Here is a 24,336-nt window from a genome sequence, read left to right as displayed (position 1 = left end):
AGTACGGGTTGGCAAGGTTACTTTACGGTGTAAGGAGTCGCAACCGTGGTCGTCTACGCAGGTCAGGGCGATCCACGTCGCTCCATCGAACTGCTCTGGCGCGCGTCGGCCGCCGAGAAGCGGCCCGGCCCGAAGCCGGGGCTGAGCGTGGACGCGATCGTCGACGCCGCCATCGAGGTCGCCGACGAGCAGGGCATGGCGTTCTCGATGCGCGCGGTGGGGGAGCGGCTCGGGCGCACGGCCATGGCGCTCTACACGTACGTGCCGGGCAAGAACGAGCTGGTCGACCTGATGTACGACCGCGCGATGGCCGAGGTGCCGACGTCCTACGACCTGGCCGAGGGGTGGCGGCCCGCCGTCACGCGCTGGGCGCACGACATGTGGGAGTGCTACGGCCGCCACCCGTGGGTGCTGCAGGTGTCGCAGGCGCGTCCGGTGCTCGGCCCGCACGAGTTCGCGGTGACCGAGGCGCTGGCCGCGATCCTCGTCTCGACCGGCCTGCCCGGCCGCCGGCTGCGCGGGATCGTCGGCGCCATCAACTACTTCGTGCGCGGCGCCGCCCAGACCGTTGCCGAGGCCCGTGCGGCGGGCGGTGCGACCGGGGAGGCCGACGAGGAGTGGTGGTACGCGCGGTCCGCCGTGCTGGTCGAGGTCGAGCCGGACCTCGAGAAGAAGTTCCCCATGCTGCACGTCCTGGAGAACGATCGGGAGCCGATCGACCCGGAGCTGCCGTACCTGGAGAACGACGCCGTGGAGAACTTCCGCGGCGGGTTGAAGGTCCTCCTCGACGGTGTCGAGGGCGCTGTAGCAAAACCGTGACATGGTCCGGACGTTCACCGCACATGGGCTCGGTGGGATCGTGCCCATGGCAATCGGCAGAGTCCTCGTGGCGGTGGCGTGCGCCCTGATGCTGACGGCGCCGAGCACGGCGGCCGCCCCCTCGCAGGACCGCCCCGGCCGGGCGACCATGACGATGGCCTACGAGGTCGGGGACCTCGCCGCCGTCGTGCACGCGCCCCGCACCCTCGTCGACGTCGGGCCATTGGTGTTCGGCAACGACCTCACCGCACCACTGCTGGCGGAAAGGGGTGCCATCGTGGTGGTCGTGCACGACCGGTGGTCGGTCGACCGGCACCGTGAGCTGTGGCGTGCGCTGGACGAGCGCAGCGGGCCGCTGGCGGAGCGGTTCGCCGGGTTCGCCGGCCACTTCACCGTGGCGCGACCGTGACAGGTCCCCCACGAGGCCGGCACGTGCCGGTCGGAAGGGCCGCGGCCGCCGTCGTCCTCGCGATGGCGCTGGCCGCGCCGACCACCTCCGGCGTCCGGAACGTCGAGCACTCACTCGGTGACAGGGCATCGCAGGTGCCTGCTCTCGTGTCGCACCAGATGGTCCCGTCGCGGCTCTCGAGCTCACCTCGGTCGTGCAAGCGCCGCACAGCGGGGACGACCACCTCGCCGAGGAAGTGGCGCGGCAGGGTCCGGTGGTCGTGCCGGCCACGACCACTTCGTCGTGCCGCATCAACCGATCGGTTAGGCCGACAAGAGACTTTGGGCGGACGCGTCCCCCTTCCGCCACTGCCACGCTGGGTGGCGGAAGGGGGAGAATTCCATGCTCAAGACCACCGCGCTGCTCACGGCAGCGCTGACAGTGCTGACCGCAGGACCCGCCACCGCGCACGCGAACGGTGACTGGTCCGGCTGGGCGAAGGACCTCGCCGGGTCGCGGCACCAGGCCGCGGAATGGCGGATCAACGCGGGCAACGCCTCGAAGCTGAAGCTGAAGTGGGCGTTCGCCTACCCCAAGGGCGACTACAACGGCGTCCGCAGCCAGCCGGCCGTCGTGGGGGACACCGTCTACTTCGGGGGTCCCGACGGGAAGTTCTACGCCCGTGACGCGCGCACCGGCCGGGCCAGGTGGGAGTTCGCGCTCCCGCAGGGAAACCGGTACGCGTTCAACTCCGACGGCCCGGTCGTGGCCGACGGCAAGGTGTTCTTCGGCGACAGCGCGAGCAGGTTCTTCGCGCTCGACCAGCGCACCGGGCGCCAGAAGTGGCAGGTGCAGCTCGACACCGGCATCGCGTCGATGACCACCAGCTCGCCGATCGTCCACAACGGACTGGTGTACGTCGGCACGTCCAGCGCCGAGAACGTGCTGCCGAACACGCACGACTGCTGCACGTTCCGCGGCCACGTCGACGCGTTCGACGTCGACACCGGAGCGTTGGTGTGGCGCCACTACACGGTGCCGGAACCGGTCCAGGTGGGCACGTGGCCCAACGGCGCCAAGCGTTTCGAGCCGTCCGGCGTCGGCGTGTGGAGCTCGCCGGTGATCGACCGCAGGACCGGCACGCTCTACGTCGGCACGGGCCAGAACTACACGGGCAAGGGCGGTGAGTTCGACTCGCTGCTCGCACTGGACGCCCGCACCGGCGCGGTGAGGTGGACCAACCAGGTCACCGACGCCGACACGTGGCGCGACGCGTGCAACCAGCCCGACGCCGAGGGCTACTGCCCGGGCCTCAAGGACGGCACCAACCTCGACTACGACATCGGCGCCACGCCGAACCTGTTCAGCGTGAACGGCAGGCAGCTCGTCGGTGTGGGGCAGAAGTCCGGTGTGTACCACGTGTTCGACGCCTCGACGGGGCAGGTCGTGTGGCGTCGTCAGCTCGGTGTGCCGCTGCCCAGCGGGGGCATCTCGGGCATCCAGTGGGGGTCGAGCTACGACGGCAAGCGGCTCTACATCGCGACCTACTACGCCGATCCCGGCAAGCTGTTCGCGGTGGATCCCGCCACCGGCACCGTGTTGTGGGAGACGCCGGCACCCGCCGACGGCTGTTCGACGGGCGGTGCGGCGGGCCAGCCCGGTTGTTACCAGGCGCACGGCCTGCCGGTGTCCAGCTCACCCGGTGTGGTGTGGCTCGGGGCGCTCGACGGCAAGTTCCGGGCGTACGACGCCAGGACGGGCCGGATCATCTGGACCTACGACACCATCCAGGACGTGCGCGGTGTCAACGGGCTGACCGGTCGTGGTGGAGTGCTGGCCGGTCCCGGTGCGGGAGCGGTGATCTCGGACGGCATGGTGTACGTGCAGTCGGGCTACAACTCGGCGTTCCAGAACCCGCACGGCCACGTGCTCCTAGCGTTCGGCCTCTAGTTTCGCGCGCACGCGGTCGGTCGGAAGTCCCGCCCGCGTGCGCAGTTCCACTGCCTTCTGCCAGGCCTGACGAGCCTGCTCGGCGGCACCCGCGGCAGCGTGGGCGTCGCCGAGCTGTTCGTGCGCACCGGCTTCGAGCGGCAGGTCGCCCGCCCGCCGGAACATCTCGGAGGAGCGGGTGAACGCCTCGGCCGCCTTCGCGTGGTCGCCCAGCCCGAGGTGGCCGGTGCCGAGGTTGTCCCACGCCTCGGCCTGGCCGACCAGGTGGTCCATCGCCCGCCACATCCGCATCGCGCGTTCCGCGTACTCGACGGCCTGCGCGTACTCGCCCCGTTTCCCGTGGCCCCAGGCCAGTCCGGTCAACGCGTTGGCCTGCCCGTGCTCGTCGCCGCACTCCTCGAACAACGCGAGCCCGCGCCGCGTGTGCTCCAGCGCCTCGCCGATCCGGTCGTCCGGGCACAGCATCGCGATGTTGAGCAGCACCTCGGCCCGGCCCGCCGGGTCGCCCTCGTACAGCTCGAACGCCCGGCGCAGCGCCGCGGCCGACTCGTCCGGCCTGCCCGCGCGGCTCAGGCTGCGGCCGAGGTTGATCAGCGTGCGCCCGAACGCGTCGGTGTCGCCGAGCCGTTCCACCGCGGCGGCCGCGAGTTGTTGCGACGTCAGGAGATCGCGGTAGCGGGCCTGGCGGTCGAGCGCGTCGGCGAGGCACCAGCCCATGAGCCACGTCTGCACCGGCGTGCCGCGGGGCAGGGCCGCCATCAGCGTCGGGTGCTCGGTCATGAGCCACGCCAGCGCTTCCTCCTGCGTGCCGAACCGCCCGACCACGACCCCCGGCGCCGGGTCCGGGGTCGTCGGGCGGTGGCGGTGCGGCGTGTAGACGACACCGGCCTCCACGCCCGTCAGCGCGAGGTGGTCGAGCAACCGGTGCAGCGCCTCGTCCCGTTCGCCGTCCTGGGCCAGTTCCGCCGCGTAGTCGCGCAGCAGGTCGTGGCAGGTGAAGCGGCCCGGCTCGGGTTCGTCGACCAGGTTCGCCCTGGCCAGTTCCCCCAGCAGTGCGCGAGCCTGGCCGACGTCGAGCCCGGCCAGGGAGGCGGCACCGGCGAGGCCGATGTCCGGGCCCGGCATCAGGCCGAGCAACCGGAAGAGCCGCAGCGCCGCCGGGCTCAACGCCTTGCAGGAGTGGGAGAACACCGAGCGCAGGTCGGCGGTGACGTCATCGTCGTCGGCGAACGCGTCGAGGTCGGCCAGTTCGTCCGCCAGCGCCGCCAGGGGGAACTCCGGCTGCGTCGCCGCCCGCGCCCCGGCCACCGCGAGGGCCAGCGGGAGCCGGGCGCAGCGGCGGACCACGGTGTCGACCGCGTCCGGTTCGGCCCGCGCGCGCTCGTGCCCGATGCGGGCGGCCAGGAGTTCGCGGGCGTCGTCGGGCGGCAGCAGTCCCAGCGGCACCGCGTGGGCGTGCGCGGGTTTCAGCGCCGTGCGGCTCGTGATCACCACGTGCGTGCCGGGCGTGCGCGGCAGCAACGGTTCGATCTGGTCGGTGTCCGTCGCGTTGTCCAGCAACATGAGGACCCGCTTGTCCGCCAACGCGTCCCGCAGCAACGCCGACTGCCCCGCGAGGTCGTGCGGCACCTGGGCGCGCGGCACGTCGAGGGCCGCCAGGAACCTCAGCACCGCGTCGCCGGGGCTCACCGCCGCGCCGCTCGGGCCGAACCCGTGCAGGTTCACGTACAGCTGGCCGTCGGGGAACCGTTCCGCCGCGCGGTGCGCCCAGTGCACGGCGAGCGAGGTCTTGCCGACGCCCCCGGTGCCGGTGATCACCACGACCCCGGTCGGCGCCTGGTCGAGTTCCGCGAGCTCCAGCGCCCTGCCGGTGAACGGCTTGGGCGCCGCGGGCAACTGGCGCGGTGCCGAGGCGGCCTGCAGGCGCCGGTGCAGGGCCGTGAGGTGCCGGGACGGTTCGGCGCCCAGCTCCTCGGCGAGCCGGGCGCGCACGACCTCGAAGTGCCGCAAAGCTTCCGCCGTGCGCCCGCTGCCGTGCAACGCCTCGATCAGCTGGGCGGCGACCCGTTCGTCCAGCGGCCGTTCGGCTGCCAGCGCCCGCAGTTCGGGCACCAGCGCCGTGTGCTCGCCCCCGGCCAGCCGCGCGTCGACGTGGCCGAGCCGGGCGGCGAGCAGCTCGACCGCGAAGTCCACGCGCCTCTGCCGCGCCCAAGGCGTGTCCAGAGTGGACAGCAGCTCGTCCTGCGCCAGTTCCAGCGCTTCCGCCGTCCTCCCGGTGCGCACCAGGTGCCGGAACAGGTGCAGGTCGATCTCCAGCGGGTCGACCCGCACCACGTACCCGCCGCCGTCGCGTTCGATCAGGCCCGGCAACGTCTGCCGCAACCGCGTCAGCCACGTCTGGATCATCGCGCGGGCCCGCGGCGGGGGCGCGTCGCCGAGCACCCGTTCGACCAGTTCCTCCGCGCTCACCACCTGGCCCGCGTCGGCGAGCAGCACACCCAGCAGGGCGCCCGGCCGGGTGGGACCGAAGTCGGTCGTGCGGTCGCCCGCCCGTGCCGAGACCCCGCCGAAGACCGTGAAGCGCACGGTGATCACCGTAGTCGCTCCCGCGGTGGCCTCACAAAAGAAAAGCGTCTCGCAGTTCCTGGACCATCAGCTCCGGCACCTCCAGCGCCGCGAAGTGGCCTCCCCGCGGCATCTCCGTCCACCGCGCGATGGTGTGGTTGCGCTCGGCCATCCGCCGGATCGGCACGCCCACGTCGTGCGGGAACACCGCCACCGACGTCGGTGTGGCGGAGCGCGGCTCCAGCTCGCCCCACGTCTCGTCGCCCTCCTGGTAGTAGCGCGCCGACGAACCCGCCGTCCTGGTGAACCAGAAGAGCGAGGCGTTCGTCAGCAGCGCGTCGAGGGGTACCCCGATCTCCGGGTCGCTCCACGTGTGGAACGCCCACTCGATCCACTCCAGCTGCGCGACCGGCGAGTCCGTGAGCGCGTGCGCGACCGACTGCGGCCGCGTGCCCTGCATCGCCACGTAACCGAACTGCTCGAACTCGTACCGGTAAGCCTTTTCCACCGACCGCCGCTCGGCCTCGACGCCCAGGTCGGCCGTCTCCCCGGTGACGCCGGCGGAGAAGATCTGGTTGAGGTGGACGGCCCTCACCTCGTCGCGCAGGCCGAGCTCACGGGTGAGCTTGGCGCCGTAGTCGAAGCCGTGCGCGACATAGCGGCGGTAGCCGAGGCGTGTCATCAGCTCGGCGACCATCTCGGCGACGCGCGCGATGGTCCACCCGAGCTCCTGCGTGGGGCCGGGGAGGCCGAAGCCCGGCACCGACGGGACCACGAGGTGGAAGTCGCGGCTGAGCGGCTCGATCATCTGCTCGAACGCGAAGCACGTCGTCGGCCAGCCGTGGGTGAGCAGCAGCGGTTCGGCGTTCCTGTTCGGGCTGGTGACGTGCAGGAAGTGCAGTTCCCGGCCGTGGATCTCCGTGGTGAACTGCGGGATCTTGTTCAGCTGTCGTTCCTTCTCGCGCCAGTCGAAGTCGCGCCAGCGCCGCACGAGCTCCTTCAGACGCGGCTGGGGCGTGCCCTGGGCCCAGTCCGCGCCCTCGGGATCGTTCGGCCAGCGGGTCTGGTCGAGGCGGCGGTGCAGGTCGTCGAGGTCGGCCTGCGGGATGTTGATCTCGAACGGCTTCATGCCCGGGACGCTATTCGGGCTGTAGGACAGTTATGGTCCTACAGTGTCCTCGGCTCGTTTGCTCAAGTTGCTCGGCCTGTTGCAGTCGCGTCGTGAGTGGTCCGGCGCGGAACTCGCGGAACGGTTGGGAGTCACCACACGCACGGTCCGCCGTGACGTCGACCGGCTTCGCACGCTCGATTACCCGGTGCACGCGTCGATGGGCACGTCTGGTGGTGGGTACCGGCTCGGGTCGGGCGCGCAGCTTCCGCCGTTGCTGCTGGACGACGACGAGGCGGTGGCCGTGGCCGTGGGGCTGCGCACCGCCAGTGGAATCGAGAACATCGGTGAGACCGCCGTGCGCGCGTTGCTGAAGGTCGAGCAGGTGCTGCCTTCCGCTCTCCGGCACCGGGTCGCCGCGGTGGAGTTCGCGACGGTGCCGCACACGTCGTCCGGTCCTGTCCTGGACGCGGAGGTGCTGACGGCGGTCGGCACGGCCTGCCGCGACCGGCAGCGGCTCCGGTTCGGCTACGTCGGGCACGCGGGGGAGGAGTCCCTGCGCGAGGTCGAGCCGCACCGGCTCGTGACGTGGGGCCGGCGGTGGTACCTGGTCGCCTGGGACGTGCGCCGGGAGGACTGGCGGACATTTCGACTCGACCGGATGAGCGTGCGGACCCCGTTCGGCGCGCGCTTCACACCGCGTGAGATCCCGGGCGGCGACGCGGGGGCGTTCGTGGCGGCACGGGTGGCCGATCGGTGGCCCGTGCAGGGTGTCGTGCGACTGAGCGTGCCCGCTTCCGACGCCCTGGACTGGCAGAGCTATGGCGAGGTCTCGGCTGTGGACGAAAACTCGTGCCACGTGCGGGTCGGAGGCGAGACGATGGACGACGTGGTGTTCATGCTCGCGAGCATCACGGTCGAGTTCGAGGTCGTCTCCCCGCCGGAGCTGTCCGCGGCCCTGCTCCAGGCGGCGGAGCGGTTTCGCCGGGCGGCGAAGTTCTAGAGAACTTCTCAGGGTCCTGACAGCAGACTCCTAGCCGCAGGAGGCTCACTGGAGGTCAGGGAGGTCCGCCATGCTGATCGAGCACACCATGCCACTGGGCACCGCGCTCACCGTGACCCACGCGTCGGACCGTGGACCACGCACGCACAATGCAGACGCATATGCCGTAGGCCGCCGCACCTTTGTGTTAGCCGACGGCGTGGGCGACACCGCTGCCGCCGCCGACGCCGCCTGGGCCGCGGCCCGCGCCGCCGCGCTGCTGGTCGACCCGGTCGCCGCCGTCCTGGCGGCCAGGGACGCACTGCAGGTGCACTCCGGCGACGCCGTGATCGTGGTCGCGGTCGCCCGCCCCGGCGGCGGCTTCGACGTGGCGTGGGCGGGCGATGCGCGCGCGTACGCGTCCGACGGCTCAGACCTCGTGCAACTCACCACCGACCACACGGTCGCCGAGTACCTCCGCTCGCGCGGGATCGTCGCCCAGCCGCGCATGGAGCACGTCGTCACGAACACGGTGCGCCTCGCGACTGTCGAGACCATCGGCCGTGCGTCCACGCGTGCCGGTTGCGTTGCCCTCGTGTCAGACGGCGTCTACGGCCCGTTGGGACGCGACGGCATCGAGGCGATCATGTCCGGCCACGCCACAGCGCAGCGTTTGGTGCGTGCGGCCATGTACGCGCACGGCACCGACAACGCGACGGCCCTCGTGGTCAGCTGACCTTCTTGCCCTTGCCGCGCTTCTTCTTGCTCGCCTCGACGCTGCGCTGCAGGGCCTCCATGAGGTCCACGACCCCGGTCGCCTCCGCGGGCTCCTCCTCGACCTTGACCTCGCCACCCTTCTGCTTGGCCTTGATCAACTCGTTCACGCGCTCGGTGTAGGTGTCGCGGTAGTCCTTCGGCCGCCAGTCGTCGGCCATCGACTCGACCAGCGACACCGCCATGTCGAGCTCCTTGCCGCGCGGCGCCCGACCCTCCGGGGTGACGTCCAGCACGTCCTGGGGCGTGCGGATCTCGTCGGCGAAGAACAGCGTGTGCACGGCGAGGACGCCCTTGTCCTCGGTGAGCGCGGTCAGGTACTGCTTGCCGCGCATGACGAACAGGGCGATGCCGGCCCGGTTCGTCTTCTTCATCGCCTGGGCGAGCAGGAGGTACGGGCGGGAGAACTCGGGCTTCCTCGGCCCCAGCCAGTACGTCTTCTGGAAGTGCACCGGATCGATCTCACCGATGTCGACGAACGCCTCGATGTCGAGTGTGCGGCTGCGGCCCGGTGCGATCTCGTCCAGCTCCTCGGGCTCCACGATCACGTACTCGCCGTTGTCGACCTCATGACCCTTGACGATCTTGTCGTAGGGGACCTCACGACCGGTGCGCTCGTTGACGCGCTTGTAGCGGATGCGGTCGGAGGTGCCGCGCTGGAACTGGTTGAAGTGCACGGTGTGGTCCTCGGTGGCGCTGTAGAGCTCCACCGGGATGGTCACCAGACCGAAACTGATCGAACCGCTCCAGATCGCCCTCGCCATGCAGGGCACGTACCCCGTTCGGCGCAACCGCAAACGGCGGGTACGGTCGCGGCGTGAGAGTCGTCGTGCTGTCCGACACGCACGCGCCGCGGTTCTGGAAGCGGTGCCCACCGGCCGTGGCCGAGCACCTGCGGTCGGCGGACCTGATCCTGCACGGCGGAGACGTCTGCGTGGCGCCCGTGCTGGACGAACTGGCGCAGTACGCGCCCATCATCGCCGTCTGCGGCAACAACGACGGGCCCGACGTGGTCGCGTGGGGCGCACCGGAGGTCGTGGAGTCCGAGATCGATGGGCTGCCGTTCGCGATGATCCACGACAGCGGCCAGAAGACCGGTCGCATGACGAGGATGCGCCGCCGGTTCCCGGACGCGCGGCTGATCGTGTTCGGGCACTCGCACATCCCGTGGGACGAGCAGGAGGACGGGGTGCGGGTGTTCAACCCCGGCTCGCCCACCGACAAGCGCCGTCAGCCGCAGGGCACGCTCGGGTTGCTCGACGTGGCCGACGGCGAGTTGCTCGACGCGCGCATCGTGCCCGTCACCTGAGCCCACTCCGCGAGCCTGGGTCCCAGCAGTTCGTAGACCCGCGGGTCGAAGCCCATGCCCGTGTGCGAGCTGTGCACCTCGACGCACTCGGCGCTCGGGTCCTGGCACAGCTGCCACGGCACGACGCCGTCCGAGCGCGAGAAGAACGAGATCGCGGGCATCCGCAGCGGCTGGGTGAGGTCCTTGACGTGCTCGTCGTAACAGGGGCCGCGCAGGCAGTCGGCGTCGAGCAGGCCCGGCACGCCCGCGGCGGCGAGACGGGTGAGGAAGTGGGCCACGCGCATGACGTTCGGGTGCGCGCCCATCGGGTCGAGCACGGGACTGCCCAGCATCACCAGGCCGCACACCAGGTCGGGGCGCCGGGCGGCGGCGAGACGGGCAACGCCGCCGCCACGGCTCTGGCCGAGCAGCACCACCGGACGACCGGTGCGCTCGGCGAGTTCTGCGGTGTTGCGCAGGAGCTTCGCCAGCAGGTCACCCGTGCAGCCCACCGTGAACCCGACTCCGGCGCTGGCCGTCGTGAAGCCGCGTGCGCGCAGCCACCGGGCGGCCGGCAGCAGGCTCACGTCACCCGCCCCGAAGCCGGGCGCGAGGACCACACCGAGGCCCCTGCCCAGGCCGGGATCGGCGTTCCGCCACACCGGGTGCCGCAGCAACCGCGGTACGCACCACAGCGCACTCACGCTGCTTTCCCGTGCGGCCGAACGCACTCCGTCGAACATGCCCTCGGGTTGCCGGGCGTTCTCCGGTTAAACCCGCGTCAGGTCACCACCACGCTCCGGAGCGAGGCGTGCCCCGGCCGCCACCCGGTCGACACCGCCACGTACCGGCCGGTCGGCGTGGAACCGTAGGTCCTGCCGTCCACGCTGTAGGCGACGGTGTGCGGCGGTGGCCGACCGGGAGTCCACTTGAGACTCACATCGGTGATGTCGTGCGCGGCACCGAGGTCGACGACCATGCGGCCGTCGTGACCCGGTGTCCACGCGGTGCGCGGGGAGCCGTCCACCGCGGCGGCCGGGTCGCTCATACCGGGTGGCAGGACGGAGTTCGGGAACGTGACGCGGCCCAGCGCGAGGTCGTCGATCGGGAACGGCGTGGCCTGCGGCATGGTCACCGTTCGTTCGGCCCCGCCCAGCACGACGGGGAGCGACCGGCCGTCGCGGTGGGTCAGCACGAACGCGGCCGGACCGCCGCGGAAGGTGACGCGCTGCGCGTTGTGGACAACGGCGGTGATGCCCGGCGGGATGCCCTTCGCGGTGAACCACGGTGCTTCGACGCGGGCGGTCGCGGCGAGCAGGGACAGCGCGTACTCGGTGCCGTCACGGGTGGTGACCTGAGTGCCCCGGTACAGACGGCTCCCGCGCAGCCTGACGGTTCCGGTGACGTCGTCGGCGGACAGGTTGAACAGGCTCAGGAACCCGTCCGCGGTGCTCGCCCGGACGTGGGGAGGGCAGTCCGGTGCCGGTTCCGCCGCGATCCCGCGCAGGTCGGCCCGCACGTACCCCTCGACGAGCCCGGCCGGCACGGTGATCGTGTCGCCCTGCACGGTGAACGGCTCGGTGGACCGCGCGACGAACCCCGCGCGGCCGTCGACGTCGAGCCAGCCCGGCGTGCTGAGGTCCGGACGCGGGTAGGTGGCCGCCGTCGTCCACGTGGTGCCGTCCGCCGAGGTCTCGATCCGGTAGGCGCCCGCAGCCGCGGTCTCCCAGCGCAGACGCACGCGCTGCACGGTCGTGGCGGTGCCGAGGTCGACGGCGATCCAGCTGTCCGCGCGGCCGCGTTCGGCACGGGCGACCGCCCAGCGCGTGGCCGGATCACCGTCCGTGGCCTTGCCCGGCTCGTAGCCGGGGTCGAACGACGACGCCGTGGTCGCCGCGGGCTTCGTCCCGGTCCCGAAGTCGAACAGCGAGTACCCGTACGTCGCATGCGGCGTGACACCGACCATGCGGACGTGCCGGGCCGTCGTCGCGGGGAACGTGATCTCGTCGACCCGGAAGCCTTCGCGCGCCTGGACCGTGACGCGGCCGGCCGATCCCGTGTACGTGCGGGATCCCGTGAGTCCGGGCATCCCGGTCATCGCGAGGTTGTGCACGTCGACCCGGCCGGGGCGGGGGAGCGCGCACACGACCGTGCCGGTGGGCAGGGTGGCGGTGCCGGCGAACCCGTCCGCGAACCGCAGCAGGCTCGCCGTGGCGTCGAAACCGTCCCGGACCTGCTGGTAGGCCACGGTGTTGCGGCCGATCACGGGAAGCGGCGGCACCAGCATCGGGGTCGAGCCGCTGATCTTGAACAACCAGTCGTCGTGCGCGGGCTGCCACGCGAGCTTCGTGAAGCCCGGCTTCGTCACCGTGCCCGCCCAGGCGGCCGCGGACTGGTGGGTGAGCAGGCCCGGGTCGGCGCCGTGGTCGATCGTGATCGCGGCACGGCTGAAGAACTCCTGCTCCGGCACGGGTGTCGCGGGCGGGCGCAGCTCGTGCAGCAGGTAGCTGATCGCCAGTTCCGCGCGGGCCTCCGGCTCGTACTTGGCCTCACCGGAGAACTTCGCGAGCCGGTGGACCGGCGGATGCGCCTGGTAGGCGAGCAGCCGGGACGCGAGCGCGGCCTCGGCCCTGGCGGCCATCGGGTCCTGCAGGACGGTGGAGCGGAAGGCCAGCGGGATGACGTCACGGCCGTAGAGGTGCTCGCGGTCGTTGACCATCGGCATCAACGGCTCGCCGGCGTCGCTCATCGTGGCGAGGATGGTGCGCCACAACAGCTCGCCGTTCGGCTGCTGGGTGAGCACCTCGGGCAGCGGCCGTCCGGCGAGCAGGAAGTGCACGGCGTTGCGGCCGGAGGTGCGCCAGAGTTCCTCCTGGTAGTGCGGGCCGAACGAGCCGTGGTTCTCGACGATGAACGTGTCGTGCAGGTTCGTGGCCGTGTTGGCCGAGATCGGCACGCCGTCCACAGTGGAGGGATTGGCGAGGTCGGCGGCGGGCAGGCCCGCCTCGTTGCGGCTCCAGCGGCCGAACGCCTCGCGCCAGCCCGGTCCGTCGCCGTGCCAGGCCAGTCCGGGCGCGAGGGCCTGGGCGTAGACGCCCATCTCCTCCAGCTTGGTGTCACCGCGGTGGCCGCCGGTGAGCCCGTTCGGGGTCCAGCTGCCCGAGCGCGGGTCGTTCGCCGTGCCGAGGGACGTCGTGTACTCGGCCTGGCCGCGCGCGATCGCCTCGACGTTCGCGCGGGTCCGCGCGTCCAGGCCGGGCCAGAGCAGGCGGGCGGCGAGCACGAAGTAGGACTGGAACGTGGTGTCCCAGAACAACGTCTTGCCCCACTCCGTGCCGCCCGCCAGCACGTTGCTCGCCGCGAAGTGCTTGATCGTGGCGAGGGTGTGCTCCTTCAGCTCGTCCTTCTCGACTCCTGCGAGGGACGCGTCGTAGCTGCCTCTCGTGAGGAGGACGGCGTTGCCGAGCACGACCGCGAAGCCGAAGTCCGTGCGCCGGTACCGACCGGCTGTCGCGTCGTACTGCGTCTCGGCCCACTTCGTGTGCCTGAGCAGCACCTCGTAGTAGGTGTCCTTCAGTTGTGCCACCGAGACTTTCGGAGCGAGGGCGAGCACACCGGTGGCGGCCAGGAACGTCCTGCGGTTGATCAGCATGTCAGCGCGGCCTCCGCCCAGTCGGCGTGGTCGAAGTTGCGGCCGTCGCCGCCGTCGGTGACGCGGAGGCTGAGCATCCGGACGTTCGCGACGTCGACGTCGATCGGTACCGCCGCGCCCTTGGCCCGGACGACACCGCTGTCGTACAACGGTTTTTCGTCACCGAACACCTGGAACACGACCGAGCCCGTCTCGGTGGTCTCGTCGTCGAGGCCGATCTTCGCGCTGAACCGTTCGCAGCCCCTGCCGAGGTAGACCGAGATCTCGGACGGCGCGTGCGTGCCGAGGCCCTTGGCGTAGGCGGTGCCGCCGATGGACAGCGCCTGGCCGTCACCGCCGGTGTTCTCGCCGTTGGACCTGTCCCGCTCGACCGGGCCCCAGCCGTTGGTCTCGCTCATGAACGGCAGGTCGCTGACCTGGGCGCCGTTCGACGGCGTGGGCGGGGGCACGAACGCCTTGACCGCCTGCTCGACGTGCACATCACCGAAGGTGGCGACGACCGGCACGTCCACCGGGCCGACCCTTCCGCCCGCGGTGAGCCGCCAGCGGCCGTTGATCGACTCACCCGGCGCGAGCCTGGCACGGGTGATCGCCGGACCCGTGGCGGACCAGCCCTCGGGTGCGGTCGCCGTCAGCCGGACGTCGCGGATCTCCCTGTCGCCGTTGGTGAACGTGCCGGTGACCTCGATGCTCGAACCCGCCGGGGTGTCGGTCGTCCCGGCCGGCGTGACGGTCAGCGTGGTCTTCGGGACCTGGCGGACCGGCTGGTCGCACGTCTGCAGACCCGGCCGGTAGCGGCAGATCAGGGTGGCGAAACCGCCGTTGCGCCCGGCCGGCACCGCGAGGGTGTCGGTGTTGCGCAGCACCTGCCGGTCGCGGACGACGTCAGCCCTGGTGGCGGGGTCGCGGACGGTCTCGACCAGCCACTGCCCGCCGCCGAGGAAGCCCAGCGGTGCCTGGAGAGTGCGCTCCTGGGTCGCGATGCCACCGACGAACCACCGGTCGCCGTTGCGGCGCGCGACCACGGCGTGCGAGTCGGGGTCGCCGTCGAGCAGCCGGGTCTCGTCCCAGACCGTCGGGAGCTGGTTCAGGTAGCGCAACGCCTGCGGATGCCGTTCGTAGGCCTCGGGTTTGTCGGCGAAGTGCGTCCAGCCCGACTCGTACACGACCGGCAGCGCGACCTCGTGCGCGATCGACGCCTCCTTCGTACCGACCTCGAGCGACACGGGCGTGTAGTCCATCGAGCCGGCGACGTTGCGGGTGAAGAACTGCACGGGGTTGTTGGCGGCGGGCGGGTAGTTCTCGGCGCCGCGCACCGCTTCCATCGTGAGCACGTGCGGCCAGGTGCGCGCGAGGCCGTGCGGGATGGTGGAACCGTGGAAGTTGACCATCAGCTTCAGGTCGGCCGTCTTCTGCAACACCGCGTCGTACCAGCGGTAGCGGTCCTGCGAGTCGGACTCCATGAAGTCGAGCTTCACGCCTTTGGCGCCCCACTGCTTGACCCTGGGCAGCACGGTGTCGCGCTCCTGCTGCGTGTCGAGGTCGGTCCAGTGCATCCACAGCAGGATCTCCACGCCCTGCGCGCGGGCGTACCGGATGAGCTCGGGCACCCAGGCGGCGCTCCAGCCCTCGTCGACCAGCGAGTACTGCCAGCCGTTGCGGGCGGCGAAGTCGACGTACTGCTTCTGCCGCGCGAAGTCGCTCGGACTCGAGTGCTCGCTCAGCCACGACCACGCGACCTTGCCGGGCCTGATCCAGCTCGTGTCGGTGAATCTCGCCGGGCTCGCCAGGTCGTCCACGAGCGTGGAGGTGCTGACGGTGGCGAGGTCACCGACGATCGCGGTGCGCCACGGCGTCGTACCGGTCGACGCCACCTCCGGGTCGGCGAGGACGACCCGGAAACCGTCGCCTTCCCGGCGCAACCGGCTGCCCGCGTACCGGCCGTCCACATCGGACTCGGTGAGCAGCGCGAAGTCCTGGCCCGTCTGGAAGAGCGACGGGTAGCCGAAGTCGCCGGTGGCCTCCCCGGCGGTCGTGCGCACGCGGTTGGCCTCGTACCAGGCGTTGTAGGGCAGCAGCCACGCCTTCGCGTCGGCGGGGACGCGGAAGGTGGACGCCTCGCCGGTGACGGTCGCGGGTCCGGGCAGCACGTACCGGTAGGCGACGCCGTCCGCCGAGACGCGCACGACCAGGTCGAAGGTGCCCGAGGCGGTGCGGAACCCGAACCTGGCCTCGGTCAGGCGGGCCGAGCGCTGCAGCCGCTTGCCCGTCGTCATCGTGTAGCGCTCGGTGACAACGCGGTCAGCGCGTCCGGTGAACTGCAGGTCTTCGGTGAGGTCCGCGGTGCTCGTCGTGAGGCCGACGGCGGCGGGGTGGAGCACCGTTCTGCCTTGGCGGTGGACGGCGAGTGTGAGGTTTCCGCTGCTCAGGGCCAGTTCCGCGGTGACCTGGCCTGGACCTCGGACGGTCCAGGCGGCCGGAGCGGCGACGGCGGGCGCGGCGGGCAACAGCAGGGCGAGCACGAGGACGAGCAGTCGTGACATCGTTGTCAGCTCCCGGGGTGAGACCGCTTCCATCGTGTGGAGGCGGTCCGCGCCCGGTCAAGTGGCTGATAGTTATCAGTCCTCTTGCGGACAGGCTTTTCACATGACGACGATCTCGATCTCCTTGCCGAGCTTCGCGCCGCCGAGCAGGTCCAGGTCGTCACCGCTCCAGAAGCGGCCAGGGTCGTACCAGTTGGGCCGGCGTTTCGGCAGCAGCCCCATCTCCTCGTACGTGACGGCGACGATCTCCGCGCAGAACGCGCTCTCGATCGTCGCGTCGGACCTGCCGCCCACCGGAACCCGGCCGCGGATCCACCGCGAGGCGAGCTTGGCCGTCGAGGGGAACGGCGTGCCGTCGAGCCGCGCCACCGTGCGCAGCGCAGCGTCCTCCATCTCGCGCGTCACCTCGAAGTCGAGCTGCCGCAACCACGCCCGCTGCCCGTACTTGTCGTGCCACGTCACCACGGCGTCGCGCAGGTCGTGCAGCTGCGCACCGCGCTGGTGCGTGCCGCTCCACATGTCCTTGAGGGACTTGCCGAGCTCGGCGTGCCACATCAGCGGCGGCAGGTCGTCGATGACGACCGCCATGCCGACGTGGTTCACGGGACTGTTCGTCATGGCCTGGATCGCCCGGTCGGCGGGGCTGCGCCCGCGGAACACCCACACGTCACCGGTGCGGGTCATCTCGACGGCTTGGTCCAGGGAGGTCGGCATGGCCCCGTACCCTATGCGCATGAAGCTCTGGAAGCTGCTCGGCATCGCCGCTTTCGCGGGTGTCGCGGCGAGCGGCGTGGTCGCCGCCCGCAACCAGCGCCGCCGCGCCGCCTACACGCCGGACGAGATCAGGGAGCGGTTGCACGCACGGGTGGCCGAGGCTTCGCGCCCGGAATGAGCAGGTAGGCCGCGCGTGGCGGCCTGAGGAGCGGGACCGCCGAGGCCTCAGTCCTCCGCGTCGCGGACCACGAGCGCGATCTGCACCCGGTTCTCGACCGCCAGCTTGGCGAACAGGCTGCCGGTGTGCGCCTTCACCGTCGCGACGCTGATGTGCAGCCGTTCGGCGATCTCCGGGTTGCTCAGCCCGTCCGCGATGGCCCGCGCGGTGTCGAGCTCGCGTTCGGTCAATGTGGACAGTCTCGTCCGCGCGGCCTCGCGGCTCCCGCGGCGTGAGGCGGACGACCGCGGCCCGGTGGCGGCGGCGATCACCCGTGCCGTGGCGGCCGGGGACAGCACCGGGTTGCCCTCGGCGACCGTGCGCACCGCGTCCACGATGCGCGCGGGTGGGGTGTCCTTGAAGACGAAGCCGAGTGCTCCGGCTTCCAGGGCGCCGAGCACCAGGTCGTCGGAGTCGAAGGTGGTCAGCATCAGGACCTTGGGCGGTGACGGGCGCGCGAGCAGTTCCCTGGTGGCGCTGATGCCGTCGCGGCCGGGCATGCGCACGTCCATCAGCACCACGTCCGGGCGTTGCTGGTCGACCACGGCGAGCGCGGACTCGCCGTCGGCGGCCTCCGCGACCACGGTCAGGTCCGGCTCACCGTCGAGGAGCAGCCGCAGTGCCATCCGCACCAGCTGGTCGTCGTCGACGACGACCACCCGCGTCGGTTCGCGCTCGTCCACTCAACCTCTTCCCGTCCGGTGCGGCCAGGGTAGCCGCGCGGCGAGCAGGTAGCCGCCGCCGGGCGCCGGGTGGTGGTCCAGCGTTCCTCCGGCGAGGGTGACGCGTTCGGTGAGTCCCGGCAGCCCGAATCCGGAGGACGGCGGCCGGGGTCCGGGCTCGGTGGCGGCGGAGTTGCGGACGCTCACGCGCAGTTCGTCGCCGGCCGTTCCCTCCACGGTGACCCGCACTTCGGCTCCAGGGGAGTGTTTGGCGGCGTTGGTCAGTCCTTCTTGGACGACGCGGTAGCCGGTTCGCCCGATGAGCTCGGGCGGTTGGCCGGTCACGTCGTTCACCAGCGTGACCTCGAGCCCGGAGGCGCGGGAGTCGGCGATCAGGCCGGGCAGGCGGTCGAGCGAGGGCTGGGGTGGTTCCGGGCGGTCCGGATCGCCGTGCAGCACACCGAGGACGTCGCGCAGTTCTTCCAGTGCGAGCTGGGACCCGTCGGCGATCCCGCGGACCAGCAGGCGGGTGTCCTCGGCCGTCAGGTCGGCGCGGTGGTCCAGCACGCCGGCCTGCATGGCCACCAGGGAGATCCGGTGCGCCAGCACGTCGTGCATCTCCCGGGCGATCCGGGTCCGCTCCTGGGCGCGGGCCTGCGCGGCTCGCGCGTGCTGTTCCCGTTCCGCGCTTTCCGCTCGTTCCCGCAGGGAACGCGCTTCGGCCCGCCCGGCCCCGACGGCCACGCCGATGGCCACCGCGGTCCCCGAGCACAGCAGGGGAAAGGTGAGCTCGAGCCACATCGAGACCGGTGCGACGTCGATCGGGTAGATGCCCCCGAGCACCTGCGATGCGCTCACGAAGGCTAGGACGACCACACCGATCTCGACCGGGCGGCGCCGGGTGGAGAGCGAGCACAGGGCCAGCAGCGCCGCGCCGGCGGCCAGCGTCGACGCGCTGGAAGCGACCGTGACCACCAGGGCCACCGCGAGCGGGAAGCGCTGCCGCCACAGCAGCAGGACCAGACAGGCGAGCGCGACCAGCGGATCACCGGTGACCAGCCAGGAACACGTGTCCGCGGCGCACCCCGGCGGCACGAGCACCGCGGTGGCGAACCAGAAGGGGACTCCCAGCAGCGCGGCCACCACCAGCCGCCACGCGTGCCCCCACCACCTCGCCGGATCCGTTCTCACCCGGTCATTGTCGCGAAGGGCCGGGGTCGTCGCAGGAGCCCCAGGTCCAGTCCACTCCCCGACCTGGGTCGTACCGGTGCACTCGACCTGGGGCCAATGCGGTCGAGCCGCCGGACCGATGTGGTCGCGGTGCGGAATGGACAGAGTGGGTCCCAGCCGGGCACGTACCCGCACGCTTCGACTGGAGGACAACACGATGCGCAGGACCTTGCCGGTCGCCCTCGCCGTGACCGCCCTGCTGACCACCGCCGTTCCCGCCGGCTCCGCGGCGGCGCAGGCCCTGGCGTGGGGCCCGTGCCCCGAGGGAGTCGCCGCACCGCGGCTCGAGTGCTCGACCCTTGAAGTGCCGCTGGACCACCGCGATCCCGGTGGCGAGCTGATCGAGATCGCGATCTCCCGGCTGGCCGCCGAGAACCCGGCCCAGCGGCGCGGTGTGCTGCTGACCAACCCAGGTGGGCCCGGCGGTGGAGGACTCGGGTACCCCGCTCTGCTCGCCGGTTCCGGCCTGCCCCGAGAGGTGCTGGACTCCTACGACGTCATCGGGTTCGACCCGCGTGGCGTCGGCCGCAGCACACCGGTGACCTGCGAGCTGACCCCGCAGCAGCAGGCACGAGGTGCTTTCGCGTCCTACGCGCACACCTCGGCCGACGTCGTCCGCGAAGCCGGCTACGCGCGTTCCATCGCCGAGCAGTGCGCCACCTCGCCGACGGCGAAGATGCTGCCGCACACCACCACCGCGAACACCGCCCGCGACATGGACCTGATCCGGAAGGCGTTGGGGGAGAGGAAGATCTCCTTCCTCGGCGCCTCCTACGGCACCTACCTCGGCGCCGTGTACGCGACGATGTTCCCCGACCGCGGCGATCGGATCGTGCTCGACAGCAACCTGGGGCCCGGCGGGTACGACGTCACGGCCATGCGCAGGTTCGCCCAGGGGCTGGAGGACCGGTTCCCGGACTTCGCCGCCTACGCCGCGGCGCACCCCGAGCACGGCCTCGGCACGACCCCGGACCAGGTGACCGCCAAGTACTTCGACCTGGCGAAGCGGCTCGACGCCCGGCCGGTCCAGGGCGTGGACGGACTGACCTTCCGCGGGATCACCTTCGAGTACCTCTACAGCGACGCCGCCCTGTCCGCGCTGGCCAAGACCTGGCAGGCGATCGACACGAACCAGCCGGTGCCCTTGCTGCCGGCGACCGACCGCGACAACTCCATGTCCGCCCGCCTGCACGTGATCTGCGGTGACTCGCGGTGGCCGGACTCGATCCGGGACTACCAGCGCGCGGTCGCCGCCGACCGGGTGAAGTACCCGATGCTGGGCGCGGTCACGGCCAACATCGGCCCGTGCGCGTTCTGGCCGGACCGGCGCACCGAGCCGCCGGTGCGCATCGGGGACCGGGGTCCGTCGAACGTGCTGCTGCTGCAGAACGAACGCGACCCGGGCACGCCGTTGTCCGGCGCGCGGGACCTGCGCCGGGCGCTCGGGAAGCGGGCCACCCTGGTGACCGCCGACGCGGGCGGCCACGGCCTCTACCCGTGGGGCGGCAACCAGTGCGCCAAAGACGCGGCGACGAAGTTCCTGACCACCGGGCAACGCCCGTCCCAGGACCTCGCCTGTGCCGCGGAACCGGGCCGGTGACCGTCGTGTTCGAGGAGATGCGCGAACGCCGGGCCGCCCGGCGCGTCAAACCCGGCGACGGGCACCCGCTGCCGCGGTTCCGCTGGTGGCAGCTGTTCGGCCGCTCGCTGTTCTACCTCGACCTGACCGACGCCGTCTACGCGGTCGACGTCCGGCACAACCGCACCGACGCCGAGGGGTACACCAACGCCGACCTGTACGTCGACGGCAGGCGCCACGCCCGGTCCCGGCTCCCGGCCGCGTTCCCCGTCCCGGGCGGCAAGATCGAGGTGAAGGTGAGCGCGTTCGGGCTCAAGCGGTGCCACTACGTCACCGCCGGAGGGACCGAGCAGCGGCTCCGGCCGGACCGCTTCTCGGCAGAGGGCCGCAGGGAACACCTGGACCGCGTCCACCCGGCGCTCAGCCGCGGGATCAGCGTCGTCTCGACGACCGTGCTCCTCGTCTCGCTTGCGTTCCTGGTCCTGCAGCTGCTCGAGAAGCTGACCCGGCCCGCACCGATCGCGGCGCACATCGGCACCTTCGTGTCACCGGTGAACCTGCCGGTGTGGCTCAACATCACGTTGGGCGTGGCGGCCGCGCTGGCGAGCACGGAACGGGCGTGGAGGCTGCGCTTCAACTGGCTGCTCGACGGCGGGGCCGGCTAGCTCTGCTCTTATTAAACCGTCCAGCCGGTACAATAACTGGGTGACCCCTGGTGAGGCCCTCGCGGCGACGAAGCCGTCCACGCCGTATCGGCGCAGGTGGGCGGCGTTGGTGGTGCTGGTCGGCTCGATGCTGCTGCTGGCCGTCGACGGCACGGTGCTGTACCTGGCCGTGCCGTCGCTGACCGCGGACCTGGCGCCGAGCTCGACGCAGGTCCTGTGGATCGGCGACGTCTACGCGCTGGCGCTGGCGGGCCTGCTGGTGACCACGGGCACGCTCGCCGACCGGCTCGGGCGCAAGCGCGTGCTGCTGGCGGGCACCGCGGCGTTCGGCGCGGCGTCGGCGCTGGCGGCGTTCGCGCCGAACGCGGAGATGCTGATCGCGGCACGGCTGCTGCTCGGTGTGGCCGGGGCGACGATCATGCCGTCCACGCTGTCGATCATCCGCACCATGTTCCCCGACCAGCGTGAACGCACCAGGGCGATCGCGATCTGGTCCGCCGCCTCGGCCGGCGGGATGGCGCTGGGCCCGCTGGTCGGCGGGCTGCTGCTGGAGCACTTCTGGTGGGGCTCGGCGTTCCTGATCAACGTGCCGGTGGTGCTGGTGTTCCTGGTGGCGGGCGCGGTCCTGCTGCCGGAGTCGCGCAACCCGCGACCCGGCCGGTTCGACCTGCTGTCCGCCGCGATGTCGATGACGGCCGTCGTGCCGCTGGTCTACGCGGTCAAGCACGCCATCGGCGCCGGCGTGGACCTCAGGTCGGTGCTCGCCGCGGTGGTGGGGGTGACGGCGGGTGTGCTGTTCGTCCGCCGTCAGCGCCGACTGGAGACGCCGCTGATCGACGTGGAACTGTTCGCCAACAAGGCGTTCAGCGGGGCGGTGCTGGCCAACTTCGTCGCGATCTTCGCGCTGATGGGCGTGTTGTTCTTCTTCTCGCAGTACCTGCAGCTCGTGCGCGGCCTGCGCCCGCTGGCCGCCGGACTGGTCGAGCTGCCCACGACCGTCGCGTCCGTCCTGGCCGTCGCCGTGATCGGGCTGCTCGTGGCACGCCTGGGCACCGGTCGTGCCGTGGCGGTGGGGTTGCTGCTCGCCGCGCTGGGCCTGGTGCTCGTCGCCGTCGCCGAGAACGCCGATCACGTCCTGTGGCTGGCGGCGGCCCTGCTCCCGCTGGGACTGGGCATCGGCGTGGCGATGACGCTCACCACCGACGCCGTGGTCTCCGCGGTGCCGTCCGAACGCGCCGGCGCCGCCTCGGCCATCTCGGAGACGGCCTTCGAGCTCGGCGGTGCGCTCGGCATCGCGCTGCTCGGCTCGACGGTGACCCTGGTCTACCGGGCGTCGCTGGACCTGCCCGCCGACCTGCCCGGTCCCGCCCGCGCCGCCGTGCAGGACTCCCTGGCCACCGCGGTCAACACCACCGGCTCCGGTGTCGTCGCGGCGGCGCGGGAGGCGTTCACGACCGCCATGCAGGTCACGTCCGTCGCCGCCGCCGCGATCACCGTGATCGCCGCCCTCATCGCCTGGTACACGATCCCCTCCGGTAGGAAGGGCGGCACCACCACGACCCCGACCGAGGAGTAGTCCATGCCGCGTGTAGCCGGGCGCACCCCCGAGGACACCCGCCGCGCGCTGCTGGACGCCGCCGGCGCGTGCATCCGCGCCCGCGGCACCTCCGCCACGCTCGACCACATCGCCAGGGACGCGGGCGTGTCCAAGGGCGGTCTCCTGCACCACTTCGCCACCAAGGACGACCTGGTGCGGGCCCTGGCCCAGGACCTGTTCGACCGGTTCCGCGCCGACGTCGTCGCCGCCGTGGACCCCGACGACACCGCGCCGGGGCGTCTCACCCGCGCCTACATCCGGGTGAGCGCGGCGTTCTCCCGCGACCCCGGCATGTTCCGCGACCTCGTCCCCCTGCTCAGCCACCTGGCGACCATCCCGGAGATCACCGACCTCGCCCGCGAGGACACCCTGCGCTGGCACGACGACCTCGCCGACGACGGCCTCCCGCCCCACGTCACCGCGCTGATCACGGCCGCGGCCGACGGCATCAGCGCCGTGCCCACCTGGCACCACCACCCGGACCGGCAGCCGCTCACCGACCTGGAAGCCCTCCTGGTCGGCCTCACCACACCCGGACCCGCCTGGGACCACCTCGCCCCGCGGTAGCCGCTCGCCCGGGGTTGTCCACCGATCGTTGTCAATCCGTGCGACCCCGACACCGGACAACGAAGTCTGCGTACCTTCGGAAGTGATGGCACTCCGGGGGGAAGCACATGCCAATCGTGATGTCCGAACCCGCGCCCGAAGGACGCGGCCTGACCATTCTCTTCGAGCTGGAAGACCTGGCGCGCACGCGTTTCGCGGCGGCTCCGCTGCCGATGTACGAGCTGGTCTTCACCGTGCACGGCGGCAAGTGGGACCGCCTGCTGCTGCCGCGGATCCGCCCGCTCGCCGAACTGGTCAGGCCCGGCCGCTTCATCCCCGACTTCTTCAACTCCGCGCGGCCCGACTTCGAGGACGCCGTCCGCCAGGTGCTCGAGGTGCCGTCCGCGCGGGTGCGCGACCAGATCGCGAGCATGCTCGGCACGACGTCGCCGTGGCTGCGGTCGTTCGCGGCCGGCACCCCGGCCTCCCGAGTTGATCTGCGCGAGGCGCTGCGCGCCGGCTTCCGCGACCTGCTCGGCCCGAACTGGTCGCCGACGCGCCAGGCGTTCGACGCGGAGGTGCGGCTGCGGTCGTCCCAGGTGGCGACGCGCGGCCTGGGCGACCTGCTCGGCAAGCTGCACCCCTCGATCTCGTGGACCTCACCCGCCCTGCACGTCGAACTGGGCTGGGACACCGAGGTCTCGTTGCGCGGCACCGGAATGCTCCTCGTGCCGGTGCTCAACGGCCTGACCCGTCCCGCCGTGTCGATGTTCGCCGAACCGCAGCCGCTGCTCTTCTACCCGGTCACCGCGCCCCAGCCCGGCGGCGCCAGCCTCGAACTTGCCCTCGGCCGCACCAGGACGCTGGTGCTGCGCGCCCTCACGTCCGAACGCACCACCACCGAACTCGCCAAGCACGTGGGCATCAGCCTGCCCACGGCGTCACAACACGCGACCGCCCTGCGCACAGCGGGCTTCGTCTCGACCCACCGCAACGGCAGGTCGGTCCGCCACCGCCTGACCCGGCGCGGCTGGGAACTGCTCAACTAGGGAGGCCC

21 protein-coding genes are annotated in these 24,336 nt (G+C 71.7%); 12 read left to right on the top strand and 9 right to left on the bottom strand.

Features of this window, described 5'->3' with window-relative positions:
* Nucleotides 1-45: 45 nt before the first annotated feature.
* From ND450_RS16775 to ND450_RS16765, 3 genes are all read left to right on the top strand, one after another.
* Nucleotides 46-819, top strand: a complete 774-nt coding sequence (locus ND450_RS16775; protein ID WP_253327050.1) for a TetR/AcrR family transcriptional regulator — start codon at nt 46-48, stop codon at nt 817-819.
* Between the two features lie 46 nt (nt 820-865).
* Complete coding sequence (locus tag ND450_RS16770; RefSeq protein ID WP_253327049.1) at nt 866-1,228, top strand: hypothetical protein; 363 nt, start codon at nt 866-868, stop codon at nt 1,226-1,228.
* A 381-nt stretch (nt 1,229-1,609) separates the two neighbouring features.
* Nucleotides 1,610-3,157 carry a PQQ-binding-like beta-propeller repeat protein gene (locus tag ND450_RS16765; protein ID WP_253327048.1) on the top strand — a complete coding sequence of 516 codons (1,548 nt, stop codon included), beginning with the start codon at nt 1,610-1,612 and terminating at the stop codon, nt 3,155-3,157.
* On the opposite strand, the gene ND450_RS16760 is transcribed toward ND450_RS16765, so the two are convergent.
* Together ND450_RS16760 and ND450_RS16755 are read right to left on the bottom strand one after the other, a co-directional pair.
* The gene (locus ND450_RS16760) at nt 3,140-5,743 is read right to left on the bottom strand and encodes a BTAD domain-containing putative transcriptional regulator (RefSeq protein ID WP_253327047.1); all 2,604 of its coding nucleotides are present in this window, start codon (nt 5,741-5,743) and stop codon (nt 3,140-3,142) included. The two genes, ND450_RS16765 and ND450_RS16760, sit on opposite strands and share 18 nt — an antisense overlap.
* Nucleotides 5,744-5,774: 31 nt before the next feature.
* Nucleotides 5,775-6,851, bottom strand: a complete 1,077-nt coding sequence (locus ND450_RS16755; RefSeq protein WP_253327046.1) for an epoxide hydrolase family protein — start codon at nt 6,849-6,851, stop codon at nt 5,775-5,777.
* A gap of 43 nt (nt 6,852-6,894) precedes the next feature.
* Here ND450_RS16755 and ND450_RS16750 point away from each other — a divergent pair, with 43 nt between their 5' ends.
* Nucleotides 6,895-7,833 carry a YafY family protein gene (locus ND450_RS16750; RefSeq protein WP_089911871.1) on the top strand — a complete coding sequence of 313 codons (939 nt, stop codon included), beginning with the start codon at nt 6,895-6,897 and terminating at the stop codon, nt 7,831-7,833.
* 199 nt (nt 7,834-8,032) lie between these two features.
* Nucleotides 8,033-8,548, top strand: coding sequence for a PP2C family serine/threonine-protein phosphatase (locus tag ND450_RS16745; protein WP_253327045.1), 516 nt, complete (start codon nt 8,033-8,035; stop codon nt 8,546-8,548).
* On the opposite strand, the gene ND450_RS16740 is transcribed toward ND450_RS16745, so the two are convergent.
* Nucleotides 8,541-9,308: a Ku protein gene (locus ND450_RS16740; protein ID WP_371927720.1), complete on the bottom strand. Its 768-nt coding sequence runs from the start codon at nt 9,306-9,308 to the stop codon at nt 8,541-8,543. The genes ND450_RS16745 and ND450_RS16740 overlap by 8 nt on opposite strands.
* 95 nt (nt 9,309-9,403) lie before the next feature.
* Here ND450_RS16740 and ND450_RS16735 point away from each other — a divergent pair, with 95 nt between their 5' ends.
* Complete coding sequence (locus ND450_RS16735) at nt 9,404-9,895, top strand: metallophosphoesterase family protein (protein WP_253327044.1); 492 nt, start codon at nt 9,404-9,406, stop codon at nt 9,893-9,895.
* Here ND450_RS16735 and ND450_RS16730 read toward each other — a convergent pair.
* From ND450_RS16730 to ND450_RS16715, 4 genes are all read right to left on the bottom strand, one after another.
* Complete coding sequence (locus ND450_RS16730) at nt 9,817-10,578, bottom strand: esterase/lipase family protein (RefSeq protein WP_371927719.1); 762 nt, start codon at nt 10,576-10,578, stop codon at nt 9,817-9,819. The two genes, ND450_RS16735 and ND450_RS16730, sit on opposite strands and share 79 nt — an antisense overlap.
* Before the next feature lie 77 nt (nt 10,579-10,655).
* Nucleotides 10,656-13,526, bottom strand: coding sequence for a discoidin domain-containing protein (locus ND450_RS16725; protein WP_253327042.1), 2,871 nt, complete (start codon nt 13,524-13,526; stop codon nt 10,656-10,658).
* The gene (locus tag ND450_RS16720) at nt 13,520-16,069 is read right to left on the bottom strand and encodes a glycoside hydrolase family 97 catalytic domain-containing protein (RefSeq protein ID WP_253327041.1); all 2,550 of its coding nucleotides are present in this window, start codon (nt 16,067-16,069) and stop codon (nt 13,520-13,522) included. The genes ND450_RS16725 and ND450_RS16720 overlap by 7 nt, the downstream gene beginning before the upstream one ends.
* Before the next feature lie 99 nt (nt 16,070-16,168).
* Nucleotides 16,169-16,783 carry a hypothetical protein gene (locus ND450_RS16715; RefSeq protein WP_253327040.1) on the bottom strand — a complete coding sequence of 205 codons (615 nt, stop codon included), beginning with the start codon at nt 16,781-16,783 and terminating at the stop codon, nt 16,169-16,171.
* A gap of 19 nt (nt 16,784-16,802) precedes the next feature.
* Between ND450_RS16715 and ND450_RS16710 the strand changes: the two genes are divergently transcribed.
* Nucleotides 16,803-16,961: a hypothetical protein gene (locus ND450_RS16710; RefSeq protein WP_253327039.1), complete on the top strand. Its 159-nt coding sequence runs from the start codon at nt 16,803-16,805 to the stop codon at nt 16,959-16,961.
* Between the two features lie 47 nt (nt 16,962-17,008).
* Here ND450_RS16710 and ND450_RS16705 read toward each other — a convergent pair whose 3' ends face one another.
* Nucleotides 17,009-17,683 carry a response regulator transcription factor gene (locus tag ND450_RS16705; protein ID WP_253327038.1) on the bottom strand — a complete coding sequence of 225 codons (675 nt, stop codon included), beginning with the start codon at nt 17,681-17,683 and terminating at the stop codon, nt 17,009-17,011.
* On the bottom strand, nt 17,684-18,853 hold the full coding sequence (locus ND450_RS16700; protein WP_253327037.1) for a sensor histidine kinase: 1,170 nt from the start codon (nt 18,851-18,853) through the stop codon (nt 17,684-17,686).
* Nucleotides 18,854-19,049: 196 nt separating this feature from the next.
* Between ND450_RS16700 and ND450_RS16695 the strand changes: the two genes are divergently transcribed.
* The 5 genes from ND450_RS16695 (at nt 19,050) to ND450_RS16675 (ending at nt 24,328) form a co-directional block, all read left to right on the top strand.
* Nucleotides 19,050-20,492, top strand: coding sequence for an alpha/beta hydrolase (locus ND450_RS16695; protein ID WP_253327036.1), 1,443 nt, complete (start codon nt 19,050-19,052; stop codon nt 20,490-20,492).
* Nucleotides 20,489-21,136: a hypothetical protein gene (locus tag ND450_RS16690; protein ID WP_371927718.1), complete on the top strand. Its 648-nt coding sequence runs from the start codon at nt 20,489-20,491 to the stop codon at nt 21,134-21,136. Before ND450_RS16695 ends, ND450_RS16690 begins: the two co-directional genes overlap by 4 nt.
* 127 nt (nt 21,137-21,263) lie before the next feature.
* The gene (locus ND450_RS16685; protein ID WP_371927769.1) at nt 21,264-22,712 is read left to right on the top strand and encodes an MFS transporter; all 1,449 of its coding nucleotides are present in this window, start codon (nt 21,264-21,266) and stop codon (nt 22,710-22,712) included.
* A gap of 3 nt (nt 22,713-22,715) precedes the next feature.
* Complete coding sequence (locus tag ND450_RS16680) at nt 22,716-23,300, top strand: TetR/AcrR family transcriptional regulator (RefSeq protein ID WP_253327034.1); 585 nt, start codon at nt 22,716-22,718, stop codon at nt 23,298-23,300.
* Nucleotides 23,301-23,407: 107 nt separating this feature from the next.
* Nucleotides 23,408-24,328, top strand: coding sequence for an ArsR family transcriptional regulator (locus tag ND450_RS16675; protein WP_253327033.1), 921 nt, complete (start codon nt 23,408-23,410; stop codon nt 24,326-24,328).
* Nucleotides 24,329-24,336: the final 8 nt, after the last annotated feature.

It is taken from the genome of Lentzea sp. HUAS12 (genome assembly GCF_024125735.1).
Classification (GTDB): domain Bacteria; phylum Actinomycetota; class Actinomycetes; order Mycobacteriales; family Pseudonocardiaceae; genus Lentzea; species Lentzea albida.
This window is presented reverse-complemented; position numbering and strand designations above follow the sequence as displayed.